This is a genomic window from Flavobacterium agri, assembly GCF_013401995.1.
GTDB classification, from domain to species: Bacteria; Bacteroidota; Bacteroidia; order Flavobacteriales; family Flavobacteriaceae; genus Flavobacterium; species Flavobacterium agri.
Genome location: NZ_JACBJI010000004.1, coordinates 84,401 through 99,532, shown reverse-complemented (window position 1 = coordinate 99,532; position 15,132 = coordinate 84,401). Strand labels below are relative to the sequence as shown.

Genomic DNA, 15,132 nt, shown 5'->3' with positions numbered 1-15,132 from the left:
CCTCAAAGGTTTTGAAAACCTTTGAGGTTTCTAAATAAAACAATCGTATCAAAACCCAATTACAGTTTTTCTACCAAAAATCCTAAAATTACCTTACACTAAATTTTCCGCCATTTGGCCACTCTTTCACCCAAACCGAATGCGTAATTTTGAAAAAATCAAATTTCCGATTATGAAATACGAACAAATCGACAGCAACCTTTTCGTCAAAAACCGCAAAAAGTTCATGTCACAGATGAAGCCCGGTGCGATAGCGGTCTTCAATTCGAACGATATTTATCCGATTTCGGCCGACAGTACGATGCCGTTCCAGCAACACCGCGACATTTTTTACCTGAGCGGTGTCGACCAGGAAGAATCCATTTTGGTACTTTTCCCCGACGCGCCTTACGAGCACCAACGCGAAATACTGTTTTTGACCGAAACCAGCGAGCACATCGCGATCTGGCACGGTGCGAAACTCGACAAGAAACAGGCGTTCGAGGTTTCGGGCATCAAATCGGTGTATTGGCTTCAGGATTTCAACAAGGTTTTTTACGAATTGATGACGTATGCCGATACGATGTACATCAACACGAACGAGCATTACCGCGCGTCTGTAGAAACCGAAACGCGTGAAGATCGCTTCATCAAATGGTGGAAAGAAAAATATCCGGCGCACAAAGTCGAGAAATCGAACCCGATATTGCAGCGCTTGCGTTCGATAAAGGAACCCGAAGAAATCGCGTTAATCCAAAAAGCCTGCGACAATACCGAAAAAGGTTTCCGCAGACTTCTCGGATTCGTAAAACCAGGTGTTTGGGAATACGAAATCGAAGCCGAACTGTTACACGAATTCGTGCGCAACCGCTCGAAAGGATTCGCTTACGGCCCGATTATCGCTTCGGGAAACAACGCGAACGTGTTGCATTACGTCGAGAACAACAAACAATGTAAGGACGGCGATCTGTTGCTTTTAGACGTCGCGGCCGAATATGCCAACTATTCTTCCGATTTGACGCGTACGATTCCCGTTTCCGGACGTTACTCCAAACGCCAGGCCGATGTATACAACGCGGTTTTGCGCGTCAAGAACGAAGCCACGAAAATGCTCGTACCCGGAACGCTGTGGAAAGAATATCATGTGGAAGTCGGTAAAATCATGACTTCGGAATTGCTCGGACTCGGATTGATAGACAAAGCCGACGTACAGAACGAAGATCCGACATGGCCAGCGTACAAAAAGTACTTCATGCACGGAACGTCGCACCATTTGGGTCTCGACACCCACGATTACGGATTGTTGCACGAACCGATGAAAGCAAACATGGTATTCACCGTCGAACCTGGAATCTATATTCCCGAAGAAGGTTTCGGAATCCGGATCGAGGACGATGTGGTGGTACAGGAATCGGGCGAGCCGTTCAATTTGATGCGCAATATCCCGATCGAAATCGACGAAATCGAAACGCTGATGAACGCGAAATAACATGAAAAAACTGGTCGTACTGTTGCTGCTTTTGTCGGGAATCGCCTATTCCCAAAACGAAGGATTCGCCCAAAGCGGCGACGGTACGCCCATTTATTACCGCACGTTCGGAAAAGGAAAACCGCTGCTGATCATAAACGGCGGCCCGGGAATGAACTCGAACGGATTCGAGGCGTTGGCCAAAAGACTTGGTGAACACAACTTCGCGATTATTTACGACCAGCGCGGAACGGGAAAATCGACGCTTAAAAATCCGACCTCGAAAAATGTCACGATGGATTTGATGGTCGACGACATTGAACAATTGCGCAAAAAACTCGGGTTCGAAAGCTGGATCGTACTCGGACATTCGTTTGGCGGCATGTTGGGTTCGTATTACACGTCACTTCATCCGCAACGCGTAGAAAAACTCATTCTTTCGTCATCTGGCGGAATCGATCTCGATTTGTTGGCCGAAGGCGATTTCATCCGCGAAAAACTCGACAAGCCGCATCGCGATTCATTGGCGTATTGGAACGCCAAGATCGACAAAGGCGACACGAGCTACAAAACCAGATTGGGTCGCGGACGCGCTCTGGCTCCGGCTTATGTGGTGAATCCTAAATTCTATCCGATTTTGGCCGAACGCCTTACACAAGGCAACCGCGAGATTCTCGGTTTGGTCTGGAACGACTTGGGCCGAATCCGTTTCGATTGTGCGCCCCAACTCAAATCGTTCAAAAAACCCGTGCTGATCATTCAGGGCAAACAGGACATCGTGCCCGAAAAACTCGCGCAAAAAGCACATTCGGTATTTGAAAATTCCCGTGTGGTGATGCTCGATAATTGCAGCCATTACGGTTGGCTTGACGCCGAAAATGTGTATTTTTCCGAAATCGGAAATTTCCTCAAATCATGACTTCCCAAAAGCTCGTAACCTACAAAAACACTTCTGTAAACTATTCTGACACAGGCAAGGGAACGGCCGTCGTTTTGCTGCACGGCTTTCTTGAAAACGCCAAAATGTGGGACGATTTCGTGCCCGAATTGTCCAAAAAACACCGCATCATCACCATCGATCTGCTCGGACACGGACAAACCGGACCCGTCGGATACGTGCAAACCATGGAAGACAACGCCGATTTGGTGCATACGGTCTTGTCGGAACTCAACATCCGCAAAGTCGTGCTCGCCGGGCATTCCATGGGCGGTTATGTGGCCTTGGCTTTCGCCGAATTGTATCCCGACATGGTCAAAGGCATAGCGCTGATTAATTCGACCTCGCGCGCCGACAGCGACGAACGCAAGCTCAACCGCGATCGCGCGATAAAGGCCGTGAAGAAAGACTATACGTCGTTCGTGCGCCTATCGGTAGGGAATTTGTTCAGCGAAAACAATCGCGAACGCTTGTCTGCCGAGATTGAAAACGTGAAACAGGAAGCGCTCAAAACGCCTTTGCAAGGCATCGTGGCCTCGCTCGAAGGTATGAAAATCCGCAAGGATAGGGAAGTTTTGCTGCATTTTGCGCCTTATCCGATATTGCTCGTTTTGGGAAAAGCCGATCCAGTATTGAATTACGACGAGAACATCGACCAAATCGAAAACACGTCGGTCAAGCTCGTGACGTTCAACGACGGGCACATGTCGACCATCGAAAACAAAGACGGACTTCTTAAGGAATTGCAGTCGTTTTTAAAGGAAATCTGATATTTAGCAAGACGCTTATCGGTTGATCCTTTCGACAAATGCCGTTTCGGGATCGAGAATTTCAGATAACAAACTTGCGAGTTGCTCGGTGTAGTCCGAGAAAATCTGTTCGTTTACGATAGAAACCGCGACTTTGTCCTCGCCCTGGAATTCAAACGGCAAAAATCCGTTCTTGAGGTTCTTGAACGAAATGATGCCTGCTTCGATGTCGCGTCCTTGTATGAAATCTTCGTCCGAAATCATGAACGCGTAGGCTAAAACCTGAATGATTTTATCGGTTTTGACTTCGGTAATCAAACCGTCCCAATCTTTAAGTTTGACCTCGCGCGCCTCGACTTTTCCGGTTTTGTAATCGACGATCCTGATCTTGCCGTTTCGCATCTCGACCCTGTCGACATTACCTTTTATCAGCACCGGATACGGCAATTTCGAATGTTCGAGCCAACGTTCGTACGTGTGTTCGAGCGCGATGATCGAAATCGCGTCGCCGTTCCTGATGTCGTCCCGTTCCAAACGCAGGAAGTTCGCGACATTTCGTTTGGCTACCTCGAAAGCGAGCAGGTTGCGCCCTTTCTTGATATCGCCTTCCTTGTAGACTTCCTTGAACTGTTTCATGACTTCGGCGTCAAGCGATTTGAAACAATTGTCGATGTCCTGTTCCAATAAAAATTTGCCGATCAGCGGACGATACAGATTCTCGAGTGTGGCGTGGATGATCGTTCCGAGCGTGTTCAAAGCGATGGTTTCCTCGACCTCATCGATCTCGCTGATGCGCAAAATCCGTTTGAAGTAGAAATCGGCGGGATTGCGGATGTAACTCGTAAGCGACGAAGGCGAAAATCCTTTGTCGGCGATTTCCTTGAGGCGATCCATCACAAGCGGCGATTTCGGGATTTCGATGGGTTCGTAAGCGATAAGCGGCACTTCGGCATTCCTGATTTCGAACGAAAGATGGTGCTTGGGCTGCTTTTCAACCTCGAGTTGCGTAATGAAACGGCTGCGTTCGCCAGCATCCAGGCCTTCGCTTTCGGTGTTGTAAAGCAAATAAACGGTCTTGGCGCGTTGCAGCAAATGGTAGAAGTGATACGTATAAATCGCGTCCTTTTCTTTGAACGTAGGCAATCCGAACTCGCGTTTCACATCGTACGGGATGAATGAATTCGACGATTTACCCGCCGGAAAGTTGCCTTCGTTCATCGAAGTGACGATGACGGTGTCAAAATCGAGTACGCGGCTTTCGAGTACGCCCATGATCTGTAGGCCTTCGAGCGGTTCGCCTTCGAACGAGACTTCGGCCAGGTCGATGACTTGTTTATAGATGGCCTGTAGCGTTTCTATCGAATCGGTCACGGAATCTTTCGAAAAGTAAGAAATCAGCTTGTTGATGACCTTAAAAACCGAATACAGGAAGGCTTTTGCGATCTTTTCCTGCTGGTTGTCGTTGCCGAGACGCGTCTTGATTATCAGAAGGATGTCCGAAATCTGGAGCAACGCCTGTAACGGGCCTTGATCCCATTTGGTGAACAGCAGCCGGAACAAATCGGAAGTTTCTCCAGACCTTTCGAGAAGCCTCGCCTGCGTGATGAACGAATAGTTGTTTCGGTTGATCAGGTTCACGGTCTCTCGCGCATTCGCATAAGGTTCTATCAATGGATGCGTAAGGATGTCGAGCACGTCTTTGTAATAAAACACATAGTTCGTTTCGTGGCGCGATTTGGCATTCACGTGCAACTTAAAAAGCTTGGCCACGAGGATTTGCGCCGGATTGTTTCTCGCCGAATAACCCATCGTAATGTTGAGCGCCCCGACGGTCGACGGCAATCCGTACAACAAAGGCACCAACAGGTTTTCCTCGCCCAATACTACAGCTGTTTTGTCTAGTTTTTGTTCGGGATTCGCTGCGATGTGCTCCTCGAGGATTTTTCCGGCGATTTTGGCCTGCCCGATGGTTTTGGGAGTTCCGATGACCTTAATGGTTTTTTCACGTCCGAAATCGTCCATAATCCACTCGAACGGATGGCTGTTGTAGTATTTCCAGTTGTTTTTGAAACGTCTGATGAAAAGTCCGGCGTCGTGTTCTTCATCCTTTAGGAAAACCGAATCGATATCCCAATACACTTCGGCCATCGCAAGCGACAACAGATGTTGGATGATGACTTCCTCGGCAGCATTGAGCGCGTTGAATCCGGCGAAAATGTAGTGTTGATCGGGTTTGGACGTGGTAAAATGCTCGAGATTCTTTACCGCTTCCCTGTAAATGAACCCTTGATAGCCGACTCCTTTCGAACTCAAATAATCGGTCAAAGCCGTATAGTATTCGGGCAGCTTGTTCCAAAATTTGAGGTAATTCTCGATAAGCGGCGTGCGTTTTTCAAGATCGAGCGACCAGTGCTTGATGTCTTCGATGGCTTTGAGGTAATTCAAGACCTGGAACGGATCGAGCAAATAGCGGTCGATCTCGTTGAAATCCTGCAGCAATACTTTGGCCCAGTTGGCGAAGAGCTCGAAATCCTGTTGCTCTTCCTTATCGGTTACCGACAGATAAATCTCGTAAAAAGCGAACAGCAACTCGATATTGTCGATGGTCCGTACCAAAGCGACTTCCTGAATGAAATCTTCTATACTCGTAATCCTTGGGGAAAATACCGTACCCGGGATTTGTTTCCTGATGGCTTCTATCAGGAATATCCGCGCGCGCCTGTTGGGCAAAACAATCGTGAGGTTGACTAACGAGTCGCTGCCTTTGGCTATGATTTTTTGGGCGAGTTTATCAAGGAAATCGGTCATCGCATAAAAATAAAAAAACGCCCCGATTTCTCGAGGCGTTCTTGGTATTAAGAAGGTGAAATTATTCTTTGATCAATTTCACTTCAACTCTTCTGTTTTGAGCTTTACCTTTCGCTGTTTTGTTAGAAGCGATCGGTTTAGTTTCACCGAAACCAACTGATTGCAATCTTGAAGCATCGATTCCGTGCTCTTGCAAGTACGTTCTAACAGCGGCAGCGCGGTTTTCAGACAATGTCTGGTTCAAAGCGTTGCTTCCGTCGCTATCGGTGTGACCTTCGATCATGAATTTAGATCCTGGGTACTCTTTCAAGATCGTTACCATGTTGTCAAGGACAGCATAGGTTTGTTCTTTGAAAGTAGCTTTACCAGAGTTGAACAAGATCGTTCTAGCGTACTCGTTCAATTTCTTGATTTGCTCTTCAGAGATTTCTGGGCATCCGAAGTTAGCAGCAGTTCCTTTTACAGTAGGACATTTGTCATCTTTGTCAAGAACTCCGTCTCCGTCTGTATCTGGCCAAGGACAACCACCGTTTTCTTTAGGACCTTTAACATCTGGACATTTGTCTTGTTTGTCGGTAACACCGTCACCGTCTGTATCAGGACATCCGTTGAATTGTTTCAAACCAGGTACATCTGGACAAGCATCGTCTTTGTCAGCGATTCCGTCACCGTCTGTATCAGGACATCCGTTGAATTCTTTCGGACCAGCTTGCTCTGGACATGCGTCGTCTTTGTCAGGAATTCCATCTGCGTCTGTATCAGGACATCCTTGGAATTCTTTCAAACCAGCTTGCTCTGGACAAGCGTCGTCTTTGTCGTAGATTCCGTCACCGTCTGTGTCTTTACCTCCGAATTTGAAAGTAAGACCAGCAAAGTGCTGCATGTGAGAAGGGAATACGTTTCTGTCGTCCTCGAAAGAGTGCTTGTAAGTAGATTGGAAAGTCAAACCAACTTGCTCAACGATCCAGAAAGTGATACCAAGACCACCGTTAACTGTTCCGTTGCTTTCGTCACCTAGCCAAGTGTAACCACCACCTACGTGAGCGAAAGGATCAAACCACTTAGATTTAAGCATTTGTCCGAAACGGTAAGTCAACTGACCGTCAACAGCGTAATACTTAAGGTCGCCAGGGTTAGATACTTCGTAGTCATCGATTCCTGTAGGGCCTTCGCCTCTTTTGCTTACGAATTTGTCAATTTTGTTGATAGATCCGGTCACACCAAACGTGAAACCACTACCTACGTGTCTTGTGATGTTAAGGTAAGATACAGATGGAATGATGTTCCAGTTATCTTTAGCGTTAAAGTACTCGGAGAATTGGTCTTCCAACTTAGAGGCAGCGCTGAAACGCGTGTCAACCGCGTTCGCACCGAACGATACTGCCCACGGATTGTCGCTGTCCTGAGCGTTAGCGCCCAAGCCCAACAACAAAGCTGCCGCGGCAAAAACTTTGTTAAGATGTTTCATACTAGATTTCATTTTTAGTTACAAAAGTTATTAGAACAAATGTAAACGTACTTTTTTTAACCGCAAAGACAAATGTTAAAAAAATAACATATTGTTAAGATTCCTCTGTCAGATAACATTTAACATTTTTCCGACCTCTGTGAAGGCCGCTATCGCCTTGTCCAAGTGGCGTTGTTCGTGGGCTGCCGACAATTGGACGCGAATTCTTGCCTTGCCTTTTGGAACCACCGGAAAGAAAAATCCGATCACATAAATGCCCTTTTTTAGCAGTTCGTCGGCCATGTTTTGGGATAGTTTTGCATCGTATAACATGACCGGTACGATAGCAGAATCGCCATCGATTATATCGAAACCGGCAGCCTTCATTCCGGCCTTGAAATAATTGGTGTTCCACTCGAGTTTATCCCTAAGCGAGGTGTCTTTCTTGAGTAGTTCGAACACTTTTATCGAAGCTCCGACGATTGCCGGCGCAAGCGAATTCGAAAACAAATACGGACGCGAGCGTTGACGCAGCAATTCAATGATTTCTTTCTTTCCTGTCGTATAGCCGCCCATTGCGCCTCCGAGCGCTTTCCCAAGCGTTCCGGTGATGATGTCGATGCGACCCAAAACACCTTTGGCCTCAGGAGTTCCTTTGCCCGTAGCGCCGATAAAACCTGCCGCGTGGCATTCGTCAATCATGACCATCGCGTCGTACTTATCGGCGAGGTCGCAGATTTTGTCGAGCGGCGCAACGAGTCCGTCCATAGAGAACACACCGTCGGTGACGATGAGCTTGAAACGCGCTCCGGCTTCGTTGGCTTTGATGAGCTGTTGTTCCAGATCGGCCATGTCGCTGTTTTCGTAACGGTAGCGCATCGCCTTACAAAGACGCACGCCGTCTATGATCGAAGCGTGGTTCAAACTGTCTGAAATAATGGCGTCCTGTTCGCCCAAAAGCGGTTCGAAAACACCTCCGTTCGCATCGAATGCCGCAGCGTAAAGGATCGTGTCTTCGGTTCCGTAAAAATCGGCGATGGTCTTTTCTAGTGTTTTGTGGATGTCTTGCGTGCCGCAGATGAAGCGCACCGACGACATCCCGAAACCATGCGAATCGAGCGTGTCTTTCGCGGCCTGGATCACTTCGGGATGCGAGGACAATCCCAAATAATTGTTCGCGCAGAAATTGAGCACGGTTTCGCCGTTTACGGTAATCTCGGCTCCTTGTGGAGACGTGATCACACGCTCTTTCTTGAACAATCCGTTTTCTTCGATGGTTTGCAGTTCCTGCTGTAAGTGTTGTTGTATTCTGCCGTACATAAAGGTTGTTGTTTTGCTAGTTGTCGTTTGCTTACAAATGTATCACATTTAAAGGCTCTCCCGTGAACACCAACGCTTTTTTGGTGACGCGGAATCCCATGCTTTCTATGGCGTGGGCGTAATTTTCGAGCTGTTTTTCGTATTTCGGATTCGGGTTTCCGGTCTTGTAATCAAGCAGATAAACCTGCCTGTCGGGAGTCAGTACCATGCGATCAGGCTTGATCAATCCGGGTTGTGTGCGGATGATCGCCTGCTCGTTCAAAACCACGTTGCCGACCGCGAAGTAATCGGCCAATTCTTGATGTTCGACGATGTTTTTTAAGGTCTGTCCGACTTCCGGCAGTTGCAGTTGCGAAATCAGTCCGTTTTCGACCGCTTTTATCAACGCCAGGTCGATATCATCTGCATATGCGACCGAGGCGAGGATTTCGTGTATTGTATTCCCATACTCGATCGCCTCGAGCTGTTTCGAACCCCACATAAGCGACTCGCGTTGTGCAATCTTGATGTTGGCCGTATCGAGCGGCTCTTCTACCGGTTTGATATAAAAAGGCTCTTGTAGCGATTGCTTTACTTGGGAAAGTTTTTTTCTGTTCCCGAAGCCGTAGTCGAATTTTTCGGCGTCAAACAGCCCTTTTTCCAAAAGGAAATCGATGAAAAAAGTAGACATGTTATTGCGTTTGGCTGTACCGTTTTTATCGAGGTTCATGCCCGAAATCACATACAGCTGTTCTTCGGCCCTTGTCAAGGCGACATACAAAACATTGATGTTATCGAGCAATTCTTCCTGCTTTTTCTGGTTGTAGACCAATGCGGCGGCTTCCCCGAAACCTTCGACCGAACTGTTGCTGTCCACCAAAACCTTGGGCAAATCCAATTCCTCGTCTTCGCCCGGAATCCAGATTTTTTCGCGCGGTTTCCGATTGTAATCCTCTTCGGCAAAAGGCATGATGACGACCGGGAATTCGAGTCCTTTCGATTTGTGGATCGTCATGATCTTGACCGCGTCCTTTCCTTCGGGCGACGGAATGCTGAACTTGTCGGAATTCGAATCCCAAAACACCAAAAAATCGGCAATTCCGGCCTGGTTGCGCACATCGCGCTCCAAGACGATGTCGAGGAAATATTGCACATAGGCGTTGTGTTCGACGATAAACGTCGAGGCGATGCGTTCGACGGCCTCATAAAGCGACTTCTTTCGGATATCGGCGAACGACATCTCGAAATCGAAAGAAGCCAACCAATCGGCAAATGCCTTCTCTTCGTGATGCGACATGCCCTGGGCGATAAAATCGTGCAACGGCATTCTCTGCTGCAAATGCTTGCCGATATATTGCAGGAACATCGCCTTGGCCTCGGCGTCGTTAGCGTTCTTGAGATAACGCAGCAGGTTGACGATGAAACGCACTTCGGTCGAGGTCGCGATCTGCAACGTCTCCGACGAAAGCAACGGAATCTCGTTTTGGGTAAGGTAATTCGCGACCAGAATACCCTTGTCGCGTTTTCTGGTCAATATCGCGATTTCGCTGTAGCGGAAACCGAGCCCGATGACTTCGTTGATCGTTTTTAAAGTAGCCTGAAGGTGAAGTTCGTCTTTTTCGGTCGTCACGTCTTCGTCTTCATCGTTGGGCTGCACGAAACGGATGTTCACATAACCGCCTTGTTTCGCCGTGGTTTCCTGACGGCTTTGCTTTTCGTACAAATCTTTGTAATCGCCATGCTCGAATTCGCTCGAGACGAACTCGAAGAAATCGTTGTTGAAATGGACCACTTCAGAATAACTGCGCCAATTCGTATCGAGTTTGAACAACTTTTTGGCGACATTGGGAAACGGTTCGCGGTTTTCTTCCTTGCCCAATGCGATGAACTGTTCGGCTTTTCCGCCGCGCCAGCGATAAATGGATTGTTTGGGATCGCCGACAATCATCAACGTACCGATTTGACCCAATTCGTCCTGTCCCGAAACGGCATTCCCGATAAGCGGAACGAGGTTCTGCCATTGCATTTCGCTTGTGTCCTGGAATTCGTCTATGAAATAATTGCGATAACGCTCGCCGAGGCGTTCGTAAATAAACGGCGCGGGCTGGTTTTGGATTTCGCGGTGGATGATCGCGTTGAATTCCGAAATCGACAGGATATTCTGTTCTTTTTGGATGCGCTCGATCTCGTTGTTGACCGTATTGAGCAACGACAAAGGCGTGATGTTCTTGAGAAACGCCAGATACATATTGCGTTTGCCGAAGTTGGCATAAATCGCAGATAAAGTCGCGAGCACATCGGGCAACAAGCTTTCTATTATGTTGCGGTCTTTGGCCGTTTTATTGATCCGGATGTCGTCGAGTTCGTGATAGGTTTTATTGTTCGGATTGAATTTGCCTTCTGCGATTCCTTGTAAGTGCTTCGGAAAATGTCCCGCGGAAAATGATGCGCGATCGACTGCATTATTGTCGAAATTTTGCAATATAGTTTGGGCCAGAAGCTTGTTCTGCGCTTCGAGCTCGTCGCTGAGTTTACCGAGTTTTTCCTTGAGCATCATGAACTCGGGAATCGACTTTTGGCTCAAATGCGCGATTTCGCCGCGATGATTCTCGTTGAGCGCCAAACGTCCGGTTTCCATGATTTCGCGTGAAACGTCCCAGGATTTGTCGTCGTCGGTCTTTTCCATCGCGAAATCGACGAGCAGTTTCGTGAGCGTCTCGTCTTCACCTGCTTGGGCGATAAGTGCGTCGACGGCTTCCTGGAGCAGATTTTCGGTATCGAGCGAAACTTCGAACGTCATCGGCAAATTCAAATCGCGCGCAAACGCACGGATGACGCGGTGCGTGAACTTGTCGATCGTCGAAATATCGAAAGCCGCGTAATTGTGGATGATGTGGCGGATGATCTGCTTGGCTTTCTGTTTGATTTCGGGCAACGACATCCTGAGTTCTCCCGAAAGGTCGCGCATGAGGTTTTCGGCCTTGTCTGAAGGCTCGTCGGCAGCGAATTCGGAAAGGCTCGACACGATGCGGCTTTTCATTTCGTGCACCGCTTTGTTCGTAAACGTGATCGCGAGAATGTTTCGGTATGCGTCCGATCTTTGCGAACGCAGTATGATCTTGAGGTACTCTTTTACGAGCGTGTAGGTTTTACCCGAACCTGCGGATGCGTCGTAAATGGAGAAAGATATTTCGGACATAGTTTGTTTTTTTGGGATTCCGACGAAGGAGGAATCTAATCCTGTATGCGTTGGCTGAGATTCCTCCTGCGTCGGAATCCCCAATTTCACGAAAGCCCTAGCCCGGATGCAAGCGGCTAGCCTTTTGCAAAAAACCGCCATTTTTTTCACGTTTGGCGCAGCGACCAAAGGAAGCTCGTGCCTAACGTTGAAAAAAGGCTGTTTTTAAGAAAGCTGGTAGCGGGCAGCCGGATCAGCTCCTGAAAACCTTAGGATTCTGAAAATCAGACGGCCGTTTTTACAAAAATTATAACGGACACAAGGTTTCAATTACAAAGTTAAATCTATAAATTTGAATTGACTTTTTTATAAACACTTAACAACTTAGAAATTATGGCATTCGAATTACCGAAATTACCTTATGCCTATGATGCGCTTGAGCCTCATATCGACGCGCGCACCATGGAAATCCACCATACCAAACATCACCAAGCCTACACTACGAACCTCAACGCGGCCATTCAAGGTACCGATATGGAAGGCAAGACGATCGAGAACATCCTGATCAACCTTGACAAGAAGAATGCGGCCGTGCGCAACAATGGCGGCGGTTTCTACAACCACAATCTGTTTTGGGCCGTGATGAGTCCGAACGGTGGCGGAAAGCCGTCTGGCGAATTGGCCGAGGCGATCGATCGCGATTTCGGTTCTTTCGACGAGTTCAAGGCGAAATTCTCTAAAGCGGGCGCGACACAGTTCGGTTCGGGATGGGCATGGCTTTGCGTACAGCCTGGCGGAAAACTCGACGTTTGCGGAACGCCGAACCAGGACAATCCGTTGATGCCCGAAGTCGGCTGCGGCGGAACACCGATTCTGGGAATGGACGTTTGGGAACACGCGTATTATTTGAACTACCAAAACCGTCGTCCGGATTACATCGAGGCGTTTTTCAACGTGATCAACTGGACAGAAGTGGCAAGACGTTACGCTACCGAGAAATAATAGCGAAAGCTTTAAAATAAAAGCGGCTGAGGAAATCCTCAGCCGCTTTTGCATATATACCAATTGTAACTTTCTTAAAATAAAAAAGGTGAAATTTCTTTCACCCTTTTTGCCCCAAATCTACCATAAACTTAACCTACTAATGCTATGGTGATTCAAATGTATATGCGCTCTAATCTCTTAACAAAAAAATTAGTTGAAATACACCAATAATCGATAAACTGCACGTTTTACATCGTTTTAGTATGCTCGTGCGTCCTTTCCTTCGTAAAAATTCATAAATGCCTTATTCACGACGCGGTTTCCGCCTGGTGTCGGATAGTCTCCGGTAAAGTACCAATCGCCTAAGTTCTTAGGACAAGCCTTGTGCAGGTTCTCGACCGTTTGGAAAATGATTTTCACTTCGGCCTGGATACCGTCGGAATGTAGCATTTCGGCAATCTTATCTGAAATTTCCTGATCGGTGAACGGTTTGTAGATATCCACGACGTGATTCACTACTTCTGTATCGGGAAGATTCTCCTGCGCTTTGCATCGTTTGTATACATCTTCTACGATGTGGTACATATTGCGCTCCTTAAGCAACTCGAGAGCCGCCTTGAACGCGACAAGCCCTTCGAGTTTGGCCATATCGATGCCGTAACAGTCGGGATAACGGATTTGCGGAGCCGAAGACACGATTACGATCTTCTTCGGTTTCAAGCGATCCATCATTTTGATGATGCTCATTTTAAGCGTCGTCCCGCGAACGATGGAATCGTCTATGATGACCAGGTTGTCGGTCGGTTTTACCACGCCATACGTCACGTCGTACACATGGGCGACCAAATCGTCGCGGCTGCTGTCTTCGGTGATGAAGGTTCTCAGTTTGGCATCCTTGATTGCGATTTTCTCCATGCGGATCTTCACCGAAAGCAATTCGGCCAACGTCTCTTCGGTCAACGTGTGGCGATGGTCGAGAATGTGTTGGTTCTTGCGTTTGTTGAGGAAGTCACGTGCGGCTTCGGTCAATCCGAAGAAAGACGTTTCGGCCGTATTCGGGATGTAACTGAAAACAGTATTGTCGGTGTCTTTTTCGATCGCTTCGAGAACTTGCGGCAAAACGAGACGCCCGAGTTCCTTGCGTTCCTTGTAGATTTCCACATCGGAACCGCGCGAAAAATAGATGCGCTCGAACGAACACGCTTTGTATGGAAGGCGCGGCAGGATTTCTTCTTCGGAAACCGAACCGTTTTTCTTTACGATAAGCGCACAACCAGGTGTCAATTCCTTTACGTCTTCATGGTCGACGTTGAAAACCGTTTGGATGACCGGTCTTTCGGACGCCACGACCACAACCTCATCGTCTTCGTAGAAATACGCAGGTCGGATTCCCGCCGGATCGCGGAACACGAACGCATCGCCATGACCGAACAAGCCCGCCATCGCATAGCCGCCGTCCCAACCTTTCGAAGCTCTTTTCAAGATTCTGGCGACATTCAATCGCTCGGCTATTACAGGAGACGCCTCTCTTTTAGAAAGACCTTCTTCTTTGCATTCCTGATATAAATCGGTAACCTCGTCATCGAGAAAGTGTCCGATCTTCTCCATCACGGTCACCGTATCGGCCATTTCTTTCGGATGCTGGCCGAGTTCGATCAGGCTGTTGAACAGTTGCGTGACGTTCGTAAGGTTGAAGTTTCCGGCAACGATAAGGTTTCGGTGCATCCAATTGTTCTGACGCAAAAATGGATGGACGCTTTCTATGCTGTTCTTCCCAAAAGTCCCGTAACGCACGTGCCCTAGGAAAACTTCGCCCACATAAGGCACGTTGCGTTTGAGCTCGTTCATGTCGTCGTTCCATTCGGGATGCAACGTGAGTTCGTCGTTGATACGTCCGTTTATCTGCGAAAAGATGTCGGCAATCGGTTGCGGATCGTTCGATCGCACGCGGCTGATGTAGCGTTCGCCTGGCTGCAAATCGAGTTTGATACTGGCAAAACCGGCTCCGTCCTGGCCGCGGTTGTGCTGCTTTTCCATGAGCAAATACATTTTCTGTATGCCGTAGAAAGCCGATCCGTACTTTTCTTTATAGAATTCAAGCGGCTTCTTTAATCGAAGGAAAGCGATGCCGCATTCGTGGTTGAGTTTGTCGCTCATAATTGTTGTTGTGTTGTTTCCGGAAAACCGGATGTAATTGTAATTCAATCATTAAATAGCCGAAGCTTGTCAAAAAACGGTCCAGACCAATCAAAAACGCCCCGGCATTCCGAGGCGTAACTTTTC

The 15,132-nt window shown here is 47.9% G+C and carries 9 protein-coding genes; 4 read left to right on the top strand and 5 right to left on the bottom strand.

The window, feature by feature from the left end:
- Positions 1 to 172: 172 nt before the first annotated feature.
- The 3 genes from HZF10_RS10525 to HZF10_RS10515 are packed head-to-tail and all read left to right on the top strand — an operon-like array spanning position 173 to position 3,154.
- A complete protein-coding gene (locus HZF10_RS10525) occupies positions 173 to 1,468 on the top strand; it encodes an aminopeptidase P family protein (protein WP_176006169.1) in 1,296 nt (431 codons plus the stop codon).
- A gap of 1 nt (position 1,469) precedes the next feature.
- Positions 1,470 to 2,366, top strand: a complete 897-nt coding sequence (locus HZF10_RS10520; protein WP_176006168.1) for an alpha/beta fold hydrolase — start codon at positions 1,470 to 1,472, stop codon at positions 2,364 to 2,366.
- Positions 2,363 to 3,154 carry an alpha/beta fold hydrolase gene (locus tag HZF10_RS10515; RefSeq protein WP_176006167.1) on the top strand — a complete coding sequence of 264 codons (792 nt, stop codon included), beginning with the start codon at positions 2,363 to 2,365 and terminating at the stop codon, positions 3,152 to 3,154. The genes HZF10_RS10520 and HZF10_RS10515 overlap by 4 nt, the downstream gene beginning before the upstream one ends.
- Before the next feature lie 15 nt (positions 3,155 to 3,169).
- On the opposite strand, the gene HZF10_RS10510 is transcribed toward HZF10_RS10515, so the two are convergent.
- From HZF10_RS10510 to HZF10_RS10495, 4 genes are all read right to left on the bottom strand, one after another.
- Positions 3,170 to 5,941 (bottom strand): PD-(D/E)XK nuclease family protein, encoded by a 2,772-nt coding sequence (locus HZF10_RS10510; protein ID WP_176006166.1) that lies wholly within the window; start codon positions 5,939 to 5,941, stop codon positions 3,170 to 3,172.
- A 61-nt stretch (positions 5,942 to 6,002) separates the two neighbouring features.
- On the bottom strand, positions 6,003 to 7,409 hold the full coding sequence (locus HZF10_RS10505) for an OmpA family protein (protein WP_176006165.1): 1,407 nt from the start codon (positions 7,407 to 7,409) through the stop codon (positions 6,003 to 6,005).
- A 108-nt stretch (positions 7,410 to 7,517) separates the two neighbouring features.
- Positions 7,518 to 8,708, bottom strand: a complete 1,191-nt coding sequence (gene kbl, locus HZF10_RS10500; RefSeq protein ID WP_176006164.1) for a glycine C-acetyltransferase — start codon at positions 8,706 to 8,708, stop codon at positions 7,518 to 7,520.
- A 31-nt stretch (positions 8,709 to 8,739) separates the two neighbouring features.
- Entirely contained in the window at positions 8,740 to 11,886 is a 3,147-nt protein-coding gene (locus HZF10_RS10495) for a UvrD-helicase domain-containing protein (RefSeq protein ID WP_176006163.1), read from the bottom strand.
- Positions 11,887 to 12,258: 372 nt separating this feature from the next.
- Here HZF10_RS10495 and HZF10_RS10490 point away from each other — a divergent pair, with 372 nt between their 5' ends.
- The gene (locus HZF10_RS10490; RefSeq protein ID WP_217703374.1) at positions 12,259 to 12,867 is read left to right on the top strand and encodes a superoxide dismutase; all 609 of its coding nucleotides are present in this window, start codon (positions 12,259 to 12,261) and stop codon (positions 12,865 to 12,867) included.
- Between the two features lie 240 nt (positions 12,868 to 13,107).
- Here HZF10_RS10490 and HZF10_RS10485 read toward each other — a convergent pair whose 3' ends face one another.
- Positions 13,108 to 15,006 (bottom strand): amidophosphoribosyltransferase, encoded by a 1,899-nt coding sequence (locus tag HZF10_RS10485; protein ID WP_176006162.1) that lies wholly within the window; start codon positions 15,004 to 15,006, stop codon positions 13,108 to 13,110.
- Positions 15,007 to 15,132: the final 126 nt, after the last annotated feature.

Bases quoted from the DNA above. Each gene is read 5' to 3' on its own strand.
- HZF10_RS10525 (WP_176006169.1), top strand. From the start codon at position 173: ATGAAATACGAACAAATCGACAGCAACCTTTTCGTCAAAAACCGCAAA.
- HZF10_RS10520 (WP_176006168.1), top strand. From the start codon at position 1,470: ATGAAAAAACTGGTCGTACTGTTGCTGCTTTTGTCGGGAATCGCCTAT.
- HZF10_RS10515 (WP_176006167.1), top strand. From the start codon at position 2,363: ATGACTTCCCAAAAGCTCGTAACCTACAAAAACACTTCTGTAAACTAT.
- HZF10_RS10510 (WP_176006166.1), bottom strand. From the start codon at position 5,941: ATGACCGATTTCCTTGATAAACTCGCCCAAAAAATCATAGCCAAAGGC.
- HZF10_RS10505 (WP_176006165.1), bottom strand. From the start codon at position 7,409: ATGAAACATCTTAACAAAGTTTTTGCCGCGGCAGCTTTGTTGTTGGGC.
- kbl (WP_176006164.1), bottom strand. From the start codon at position 8,708: ATGTACGGCAGAATACAACAACACTTACAGCAGGAACTGCAAACCATC.
- HZF10_RS10495 (WP_176006163.1), bottom strand. From the start codon at position 11,886: ATGTCCGAAATATCTTTCTCCATTTACGACGCATCCGCAGGTTCGGGT.
- HZF10_RS10490 (WP_217703374.1), top strand. From the start codon at position 12,259: ATGGCATTCGAATTACCGAAATTACCTTATGCCTATGATGCGCTTGAG.
- HZF10_RS10485 (WP_176006162.1), bottom strand. From the start codon at position 15,006: ATGAGCGACAAACTCAACCACGAATGCGGCATCGCTTTCCTTCGATTA.